The 10,651-nt window shown below is 38.9% G+C and carries 5 protein-coding genes; all 5 read right to left on the reverse strand.

Features of this window, described 5'->3' with window-relative positions; all coding sequences use genetic code 11:
* Window positions 1-59: 59 nt before the first annotated feature.
* The 5 genes from RM368_RS15300 to RM368_RS15320 all read right to left on the reverse strand — a co-directional run bounded on the left by RM368_RS15300 (window position 60) and on the right by RM368_RS15320 (window position 10,510).
* Entirely contained in the window at window positions 60-5,678 is a 5,619-nt protein-coding gene (locus tag RM368_RS15300; protein ID WP_322694837.1) for an AAA family ATPase, read from the reverse strand.
* Between the two features lie 456 nt (window positions 5,679-6,134).
* On the reverse strand, window positions 6,135-7,346 hold the full coding sequence (cbiE, locus tag RM368_RS15305) for a precorrin-6y C5,15-methyltransferase (decarboxylating) subunit CbiE (RefSeq protein WP_322694838.1): 1,212 nt from the start codon (window positions 7,344-7,346) through the stop codon (window positions 6,135-6,137).
* 45 nt (window positions 7,347-7,391) lie between these two features.
* Entirely contained in the window at window positions 7,392-7,796 is a 405-nt protein-coding gene (locus tag RM368_RS15310; protein WP_322694839.1) for a VOC family protein, read from the reverse strand.
* An 18-nt stretch (window positions 7,797-7,814) separates the two neighbouring features.
* On the reverse strand, window positions 7,815-8,411 hold the full coding sequence (locus tag RM368_RS15315; RefSeq protein WP_322694840.1) for a tRNA-(ms[2]io[6]A)-hydroxylase: 597 nt from the start codon (window positions 8,409-8,411) through the stop codon (window positions 7,815-7,817).
* A gap of 203 nt (window positions 8,412-8,614) precedes the next feature.
* Window positions 8,615-10,510, reverse strand: coding sequence for a CheR family methyltransferase (locus tag RM368_RS15320; RefSeq protein ID WP_322694841.1), 1,896 nt, complete (start codon window positions 10,508-10,510; stop codon window positions 8,615-8,617).
* Window positions 10,511-10,651: the final 141 nt, after the last annotated feature.

Consider the following 10,651-nt stretch of genomic DNA (forward strand, 5'->3'; position numbering starts at 1 on the left):
ATATTATGAAGAGTGCTGAGTACTAAAGAATCTAAATTTTTCAGTATTAACAGCTTCTTTTACTGTTGCATTGGAATCTCAATCACAAACTCAGTCCCCTCTCCCGGAGTTGATTCACAGCTTAACTGACCTTTATGTTTGTCCACTACCACTTGATAACTAATCGACAACCCCAACCCCGTACCACTTCCTACTGCCTTAGTAGTAAAAAATGGATCGAATATTTTTTGCTGCACCTGTGCAGTCATTCCATAACCGTTATCAGCAATCCGAATCTTCAATGTATTTACTTCTCCTAGTTCAGTACGAATACGAATCTGAGGATTTTTCCTTGGAGAATCTTCTCCATTGTTGCAGTCCTCTAAAGCATCGATCGCATTACTTAAAATATTCATAAACACTTGGTTGAGTTGACCAGCATAGCAAATAACATTTGGCAGTTGTGCGTATTCTTTAAATACCTCAATTTCCGCGCGATTATTATTTTCTTTGAGTCGGTGCTGTAAAATCATTAGGGTACTGTCGATGCCTTCATGGATATTGACAGGCTTCATTTCCGATTCATCTAGACGAGAGAAGTTACGTAAGCTCAGAATAATATTTCGGATACGGGAACTTCCCACCTTCATCGAGTCGAGAACCCTTGGGAGGTCTTCTGTCAGAAATTCTACATCCATTTCCTCGATTTTTTGCTCCACAATTGCTGAGGGATGGGGATATTGTTGCTGATAAATATTAATCAAATCTAGTAATTGTTGAACATAATCACTTGCGTGAGTTATATTACCATGAATAAAATTGATAGGGTTATTAATTTCATGGGCAATTCCCGCCACCATTTGCCCTAACGAAGACATTTTTTCACTTTGAATTAATTTACTTTGGGTACTTTGTAATTCTTCTAAAGCTTCTTGTAAATGCTGATTTTTTTCGTTCAATTCTGTTGTTCTTACTATCACTTTTTCCTCTAGTATATGGCTATATTCCTCCAATTGCTCATTCGCCTCAGCCAAATTATTGTAGAGAATGGCATTTTCTAAAGAGATTGCAGCTTGGATAGTTAAGAGTTTGAGAACTTCTAGGCGATCGCGTGTAAATGCTCCTGTAGTTAAATTATTTTCTAGATAGATCAGCCCCAGCAATTTACCTTGATTAAGCATTGGAATACATAATATGCTTTTTGGTTTCTCACGGTTAATATAACTATCTATCGCAAAAGAAGCTTTATCTGTAATGTCATCAATTACTAATATTTCTTGTGTCCGTTTGACATAATTAATCAGAGAAATAGGAACAATATCGCTAGACTCCAAAGGAATAGATAAAAACTCTGTGTGAGTATCTCTAAAAGTGGAAGCAGAACTAATTGCCGCAATAGTTAAGTCTAAGTTATTAGCTTCACTCAATATCAGCACACATTTAGAAGCTCCTGCATTCTCCATCACAACTTCTATTAAAGTAGAAAGAAGTGCCTCTAGTTCAATTTCTCCAGATACTGCTTGAGAAGCTTTAATGACAGTTCCCAAATCTAGCATATCTGAAATACTAGTGTTGGAGCCAATGACAGTTTCATTCGTCACCAAAGTAGATTTATTGCTAAGTGTAGATAGGTGTAGACTCAGTTCAGGTAGATTCTTTTCACTGTAAGAATAGCTAGGTTCCTCTTGCTGAATCATCGGGAGAAGTAATTGAGGATAGCGTTTTTGCAAATCATCAACTTTGGCTAATGCTCCCCAGCGAACATAGCAATAATAGGCATCAGTGAGGTATAATTGGGCGATTCTTTGTTTACCCCATTTGAGATAAAATATACCCGTTAATTCACAAGCCAGAGCTTCATCGTTAATGTACTCATTTTCTTTGCTAAGGGAAATAGCGTTCTCGTAATTATCTATCGCTTCAAGATATTGACCAAGAACTCGATGACGTTCTGCCTCAACTAAATAAAATTTATGTAAATAATTCATTGGAGCATGATGTGCCCAATGTGCTATTTTTTCCTGATTTTCTATAACTTTTTTTATAATTTTTTGTTGTTTATCTTCATCTACATCAGGGTATAAAGCAAGCTGTACTAATGAATCATAAAAATAGAATTGAGCACTGAGGATCATTCCTAGACCAGCATATAAATACTGTTCTGCCTTCATAGAATTTTCAAGTGCTTGGGAATAATCTGTAAACAGGTAACATAGTTGCAGTTTACAAATAAATAAGCCAATAATTGCAACTCCATCATTAGCTGCTATATGAATCGGTAACATTATTTTCTCATTATATGCCTCACCAATTAAACAGCAATAATTTTCTGAGGAACCTAACAAATTCAATACCATCTGCCGATATATCTCATTCCAATGAAAAACTCGCTCTTGCTTTATTTGTTTTATAGCATTGCTATGGGTTGCCATTTCCTGCTCAAGAGGAACTAATTCCTTACCAATAAAATATGCATAATAGGAGTACGTATAAAGACAATAAGCTCCAAATTCTAAATCTCCTGTTTCTAAATTGTTAGAGTAAACTTCTATCAAAGGTTTTAATGTATTTCTAACATGTTCTTTCCAGGGTTTGATGAGTTGATTATATGTTTGAATTACCTTCAACATAACTTCTTGAGCTTGGAATTTGGTCAACATACTTTCAGCCAGTTTGCCAAATCGATAGCCAGACTCAATATCTCCCACTACACTGCATAATATAATCCCATAAGCAACATACACAAATGCAGATAAAGATGCATTGCCATATTTAATTGATAAGTTAATCTGATTCAGAACTATTAATGGAAACAATGTGGGAACAACTGTGTAGGTAAAAGCAGTTATATTAGATAATATACGTATCACTACTAATGACCGAGAGTCCGTCATTTGGGGTAAGTTAATTAAATCTTCAATACTCCTGCCGCTTAGATGCGATGCTGTTTCTGCTAATGCTATTTGAACATCAGACTGCTGAGCATTAAAGGGAAAGTCTACCCCCAATGATTTTAAAAATGCTAGTGCAAGATTAACAGCTTCTAGTGCTTGACTCTGTGCGCCATAAGCCTGAATTTTTACTTCATAGACTTTCACTTTTTCTAAGAGTGTTTTAGCTCTTACTAATACCACCTCTGCCAATTTCTCCATCTGCTCAAAGTCACCAGCCAAGTATGCTGCTTCTGTTGCTATTTCATACAAAGCTAGAGTTAGCTCATATTTTATCTCCCAACTATCATTTGCTAGTAGCTCAATTCCAGTAGTTAAATACTTAAATGCCGATGAATAAGCTGTTGATACTAAAGCTTTACGTCCAGCAATTAGATTCATTTCAGCTAACTCATTACGTTTAGCTTGATGGGTGATAAACTCAGCTGCAATATTCAAATGATTGACAAGCTCAAAAATATTTTCTTCCCGTTCGGCAAATGGAGTATTTTTCAAGAGAAGCAGACCAATTTTTAAGTGCATTTGCTTGATTTGGTCTTTGGGAATTAAAGAATAAGCTGCTTGCTGAACTCTATCATGTACGAATTTATATCTGGGAAGTTGGGAATTAGTTGCTGAGAAATTTTCTGATTCTCTACTTGAAAAGCTTAATAGTTTTCTATCATTTTCTGGTGCCAAATTATAACTATCTTTCTGAAGTATAATTAGTCCTTCAAGTAATGCTTGCCATAAATCAGATGCAGTATCTATTACAGATTTTTCATTAACAAGTGATAATGTTTTTAAGTCAAACTCATTACCAATGCAAGCAGATATTTTTAATACATTTTGTACATTCTGGGGCAACTTTCCTATTTGTATTCCCATAAACTCTACTACATCATCTGTAAAAGATAACGTTTTAATTTTGGTAATATCATAGTTCCAATGCCCAGCATCAAAATTTAATTCGATTAGTCCATCATCATATAATAATTTAAGAAATTGAGATGTGAAAAATGGGTTGCCTTTAGTTTTGAAAAACACCATTTGAGTCAGAGGTACAGCCATGACTTCTGGACAACGTAGCGTATCGGCAATCAAATGATTTAAATCAACTTGACTTAAAGGTAAGAGTTTAAATGTATTAATTACTCCTCCAACTTTGGCAATTTCTTGCAGTGTTAAATGTAAAGGATGTAGATTTGAAACTTCATTATCTCTATAGGCACCAATTAGTAGCAAACTACCTTGACTTTCATATATTTTCTCTGTATCCTTAGCAAGGTGAGAAGAAGTTCCATCCATTAATAGTTGAATAAATTTCAAAGAAGCCGTATCTGCCCATTGCAAATCATCTAGAAAAATGACTAGAGGATGATCTTTCGTAGTGAAGACCTGGATAAATCTCTGGAACAATAAATTGAAACGATTTTGAGCGGCGCTACCAGTAAGTTCAGCAGATGGGGGTTGTTTGCCAATAATTATTTCCAGTTCAGGAATTACATTAATGATTACTTGAGATTGCGTACTCAATGCCGATAAAATTTTGGTTTTCCACTGTTGAATTTGGGCGTCTGTTTCAGAGAGTATTTGACTAATTAAATCTCGCAAAGCTTGCACTAATCCTGATAACGGAATGTCACGCTGGAATTGGTCAAACTTCCCTTTGATGAAGTAACTACGCTGTCTAGCAATGGGTTTGTGGACTTCATTAACCACAGCAGTTTTACCAATCCCTGAGTAACCAGAGACTAAAATCATTTCCGTGCTTCCCTTTGTCACTCGGTCAAAAGTAGTGAGGAGAATTTCAATCTCTCTTTGACGACCATAAAGTTTTTCAGGAATGGCAAAATGATTTGAGATATCCCGACTTCCTAATTCAAAGGCTGTAATATTTTGTTTCTCTTGCCATTGGTTTTGACATTTCTCCAAGTCATATCTGAGTCCATGAGCGCTCTGATATCGGTCTTCGGCATTTTTTGCCATCAGCTTGCTGATAATATCAGATAAAATTGTGGGAATATTAAAGTTAATATGACTAGCTTTTGGCGGCTCTTTGGCAATGTGAGAGTAGACTAACTCCATCGGTTCAGTAGTATTAAATGGTAACTGCCCTGTCAGGAGTTCAAAGAAAGTGATACCCAAGGAATAAAAGTCGGTACGGTAGTCTATACCTCGATTCATGCGTCCTGTTTGTTCAGGGGAAATGTAAGCTAGAGTACCTTCTAGGACGTTGGGATTTGTAAGAAATTGAATTTCTTTTGGTAATAGAGTTGCAATACTAAAATCGATGATTTTAGTCTTACCTGTTATCGGATGAATCAAAATGTTAGCGGGTTTGATATCTTTGTGAATTATGCGATGGCGATGTAATTGTTCTAAAGTTGCACTAATTTCAATGGCAATATCAAAAAACTCACTTAATGAAACAGAATAATTTCCTTTTTTCTGCTCTTCTTGCTGCCAGAAATTAAGGGCAATACCACCAAAATCTTCCATTACTATCACATACCTATTGTGATATTTTTCTAGATTTATTGGCTTGACTATGCCTGAGATTTCAAGATTTTGGGTAATGGCATATTGATTGTGAAACTGATTAATTTCAGCAAAATTAGGATCTTCATTACGCATCAATTTTAAAATAACTGATTGCCGATCTTTTTCTCTGATGGCTCGATAAACTAAGGTTTTTTTACCTGAATATAATTGCTTAATAATGCGATAGCCAAGTATAGGAAATATTTTATCTGATTCTACTAACATTGCGTCTAGTTATGATAATTTTCTTTCTCTGGTTTAGTATACCCAGAGCATAGTAGCTACTATCAGTGAGTCATGTAATTTTGTAAGCTGCTATAAATTAAGATTATTAATCACCAATTAGCAGCTGATTGTAGGTAACTGAGCTATAAGAAGATCAGTGTATTAACGGGTAATGAATGGCTATTTATGTTTAGTTGATACAAAAAGCAAAAATTTAAAAATGCTGCGATCGCACATAAATATTAGACATTTTAACCGCAGACAGATATTCATTTCGCTGTATCTAAAGGTAGAGAATCTACTCACAATTGTTCATAGTTTTGACAGCAAGATACATTTGGCAAAATATACTGCGTATAAAAAAAACAAGAATTACGTAAGTTATCACCAAATTACAAAAGCGATGTCTGCGACAAGACGAAACGTCTACGCACTCATACATTAACCATTAAATTTTTAAGACTTCACTACTACCCATTGCGTCACAGCCGCCATTGCTCGCCAACCTAAAAATTTACCAATAGGTTCCGCTCGCTGAATGGCAATACGAGTTAAATTGCCACCGACTCGTTCATACCATTGAAATAAAGTTTGCTCACCTTCTACTGTGACAACATTGGCCACTAAACGTCCACCCGGCCGCAGTGCTTCCCAGCAAACATCAAAAAGTCCCGTTGCTGTCACCCCACCACCAATAAAAATGGCGTCTGGTGCTGGCAAATCTTTCAGGGTGTGGGGCGCTTTACCTTCAATGATTTGCAGATTTGGAGTACCGAGAGTGGCAGCGTTGTCAGCAATATACAGTAGTCTAGACGAGTTTTGTTCGATCGCGATCGCTCGACATCGCGCATTACTCCGCATCCATTCAATTGAAATTGAGCCGCAACCCGCGCCTACATCCCACAATAATTCTCCCGGTGTCGGTGCTAAAGCTGCTAGGGTGATTGCCCTAACTTCACGCTTCGTTAACTGTCCATCGTGGTGGTAGGCGTTATCTGGCAATCCTGGTAATCTTGGTAATGGGATAACCCCAGTATCAGCAATACAATTAACTGCGATCGCATTCAAAGCCGCAACTTCGGTTTCACTCCAGGATGCAGCCGTGCCTTCTACAATTCTTTCATGAGCGCCGCCCATACGCTCCAATACGGTGATTTTACTGCCACCATAGCCGCGATTTGTCAAAATTTGAGCAACGATCGCTGGAGTGTCTTTACCCTCACTCAAAATCAACAGTCGCGCTCCCGGATAAATGTAAGACTGGAGTAGGGAGGATGGACGACCATTCAAACTCAAGGTTTCTACCTCAGTCAAAGACCATCCCACCCTGGCACAGGCGAGGCTGAAGGCTGAAGGTGCGGGGATAATCGTCATTTCAGAGACGGGAATTCGCCGCGCTAAGGTGACACCAATGCCGTAACACATCGGATCGCCGCTTGCGAGTACGCAGATTGACTGACCCCGGCGCTGAATGATTTCCTCTACTGAAGCACTAATGGGAGATGTCCAGACTAGTTTCTCACGTCGATCGTCTGTAGGAAGCATTGCTAAATGGCGATCGCCTCCCACAATTACTTCCGCTCGATCGAGTAAAGAAAGAGCGATCGCGCTTAACCCCTGTAATCCATCTTCCCCAATGCCAACAATAGAAAGCCATTTCTGTATCATGCTAATTCATGATTAATTACTTTATAACGTTGTTGGCAGGAACTTTTAACTGATAATTCCGAGATTGTTGTAGATTTCGATCAGATTGCCATCGGGATCGCGCAAATGAGCTGTGCGGATTCCCCAGCTTGGGCGATCTTGTGGTTGAGTCACAACGAGCGCATTTTGAGCCTTTACTTGCTCATAGACCTCATCCACATTATCCACTGCCAAAATCAAGACTATTTTATCTCGATTGACAACGTATGAAGGCTGTTCAATTCTTGGGACTACTTCAGCCATTAATTCTTTTTTGAACAAACCCAGCTTGAGATATCCGGTATTAAACTCAGCATATCCGCTATTTTCATCGCCCCAATCGACATCAAATTTCAGCAGATCCCGGTAGAACAGAAAAGAATCTTTGTAGTTGGAGACAAGCAGTCTCAGGTGTGTTAGCTGAAGCTTCATATCTGTTGGGTTAGTCTACTAACTGTGAATTCTAGGTTCTGGGTGCAAAGTCGCCAGCAACTCGCTTTCGACAATTGCTAATTCATCAAGTCGCTGCATAACAATTTCTTTGTCGAAATAAGTAGCAGCTAAAACCCAATATATACCGTAGTGACGCGCTTCGGATGCCATTAGCCCACGATAAAATTTTGCTAACTCTGGCTCTGGACAGTGAGCAGCTAATAGTCCCAGGCGTTCGTGAGAGCGAGCTTCAATTAAACCAGTGACTAGTAAAGAATCCAAAAATCGCTCAGGTTCTTTGGGGCGTACTTGAGATTTTAAACCAGCACCGTAAGGAGGCGGTGGTAGAGGAGCTAGGGGAATATTCCGGCGTTCTAACCATTGGTTGACTAGTTCAAAATGTTCTAGTTCTTCGCGGGCGATCGCAGTTAACTCCCGAACCATTTTAGTATTGGAAGGGTAGCGAAACATCATGTTTAAGGCTACGCCTGCTGCTTTGCGTTCGCAGTGCGAGTGGTCGAGTAAGATGATATCTAAATTAGCGATCGCTTGTTCTAACCAAGCAGAACTAGTGGGCTGTTTCAGGGCGTTGATAGTCGTTAACTGAGTAAGCACAGAGTCAATCAATTTTGGATTTTGGATTTTTCAATAGTTTAAACTATTAGTCCACCAAAGAAACTTTGCAAGATTTATCGTCAGAAAATCAAGTTCTTTTCTCCCTACCTTCCCTGCTCCCACTTCGGCTACGCTCAGTGACCACCTGCCCCCTGCCCCAACTCATTACTCATTACTCATTACTCATTACTCCCCTACCTCCCTCATTCCTGCTGCTGCCGTTTCTCTATTTCTTGAATAGAAATCATACTGCTGACTTTCTCTACATCTACCATCATCAAAACTGCTCCTTGCATTTCAATGCCAAACAGCGGAGTAATTGCCAGGTAACATTTTATTTGCCTACCCCGACGATTGGTAGCATCGAGGATCGTTTCTTGAAACTGCTTTCTCCCGGATAGGGATTCGCGAATAGGCGATCGCAACTGCTCGACGGGTAGCCCAATATCTAAGCTAAAAATAGACTTGCCGAGCACTTCATCAGTTCGCAAGCCCCATAAATCTTCTACCATGTAATTCCAAATAGAGATATTAAAGCTGCTGTCAATTACCACTACTCCTGTTTGCAGACTTTTGAGAATAGAAATGAGACAAATATTTGTGCGATTAAGTTCTGTGGTGCGCTCGCTCAGTTCGCTATTAATTGTCTGTAATTCTTCATTAGTAGATTGAAGTTCTTCATTCATTGTCTCCAATTCTTCATTGGTAGATTGGAGTTCTTCGTTGGTAGTTTCTAACTCTTCATTGGTAGATTGTAATTCTTCGTTGGTAGTTTCTAACTCTTCATTGGTAGATTGTAATTCTTCGTTGGTAGTTTCTAATTCTTGTTGGGAACGTTTCAAGGCATCTTGGAGTTGAATATAACGGGTGACATCATGAAAGGAAATACTGACTCCTAAAAAGCTGTTATCTGTTTCTTGTAAAGGCGTAATTTGTACATCTAGATATTGAATTTCTATGTTAGATATATAGCGCTCTACATTTGTTAGGCTCACAGGGCGGCGTTCGGTATAAGCCCGTTCAATTAGCGATCGCAATTCAACTGGTCGATAAGAAAGTTCTAAATCCTGGAAGGGACGAGCTAAATCTTTGGGGAAAAGCGAGAACAAAGTCCGCGCTTGCTCGTTCACCATTACCAGAGTGCCATTGGTATCAATAACTATTTGGGCGATGGGAGTTGTGTCAAAACCCATATCTCGCAATCGGAGATTTCGAGCCAAACGGTTGCTAGATTCGTCATCTGCGTGATTTGCCATAACTAAGAGGCGATCGCGTAAATTCATCGTCGATAGTTTAGTAAATATTCGGTTTTTTAAGTCCAGCGGCGTAAACAAATTAGAATGCATCAATAGCATCTCTGCTTTTCCTAAAAACAGATAGCCATTATCATTTAATGCAAAATGAAACCGGGCTAAAATTCGCCCTTGAGTCTCAGAATTAAAATACATTAATGTATTGCGGCTGACTAATAAATCTAAGCGCGAAATGGGTGCATCTTGAAGCAAATCGTGGCGACCAAAAATCACTGAGCGGCGCAAGTCTTGGCGGAAAACATAGCGGTTTCCAACAAGTTCAAAGTATTTCTGCCGCAGTTCATCTGGTATAGATTGGACATCTTTTACTGAATACACGGCTTGCCTAGCCTGGTTGAGAGCATCTTCATCTACATCTGTGGCGTAGATTTTCACTCGTTGGCGAAATTCCTCTGCTCCCAATATTTGGGCCATCAACATTGCCAGGGTATAAGCTTCTTCCCCAGAAGCACAGCCAGCGCTCCAGATGCGGATTTGCTCGGATGCATTTTTATTGTTAATCAAATTAGGCAGTATTTGCTCTGCTATCTCTTCCCAAGCTGATGAATCTCGGAAAAAAGCGGTGACGTTAATTAAAATCGTATTGAAAAGATAATTAAATTCTTCTGGATAAACTTCTAGATAGTCTTGATACTCTTCAAAATTTTCTATACCTAATGACTGCATCCGCTTGAGTACTCGACGTATCAAAGTCGAGCGCTTATAGCCTGTAAAATCAAATCCCCGGCTTTGTCTGAGATAAACCAATAAATTTTCAAATTTAGGATCTTTTTCTGCGGAAGTCATAGTTTAAGGGGCAGGGGGCAGGAACAAAGGAGTGGAGTTCTAGATTATGCTTCCACGAGTATCAAAGACTCATTAATGGAGTTCTGAGCTTCATTAACGGAGTTCAAAGCCTCATTAATGGAGTTGTGAGCTTCATTAACG

The sequence above is a fragment of the Nostoc sp. DedSLP03 genome, assembly GCF_034530815.1.
Classification (GTDB): domain Bacteria; phylum Cyanobacteriota; class Cyanobacteriia; order Cyanobacteriales; family Nostocaceae; genus Nostoc.

Excerpts from the sequence above, each read along its gene's own strand:
- RM368_RS15300 (WP_322694837.1), bottom strand. The coding sequence starts at position 5,678 with ATGTTAGTAGAATCAGATAAAATATTTCCTATACTTGGCTATCGCATT.
- cbiE (WP_322694838.1), bottom strand. The coding sequence starts at position 7,346 with ATGATACAGAAATGGCTTTCTATTGTTGGCATTGGGGAAGATGGATTA.
- RM368_RS15310 (WP_322694839.1), bottom strand. The coding sequence starts at position 7,796 with ATGAAGCTTCAGCTAACACACCTGAGACTGCTTGTCTCCAACTACAAA.
- RM368_RS15320 (WP_322694841.1), bottom strand. The coding sequence starts at position 10,510 with ATGACTTCCGCAGAAAAAGATCCTAAATTTGAAAATTTATTGGTTTAT.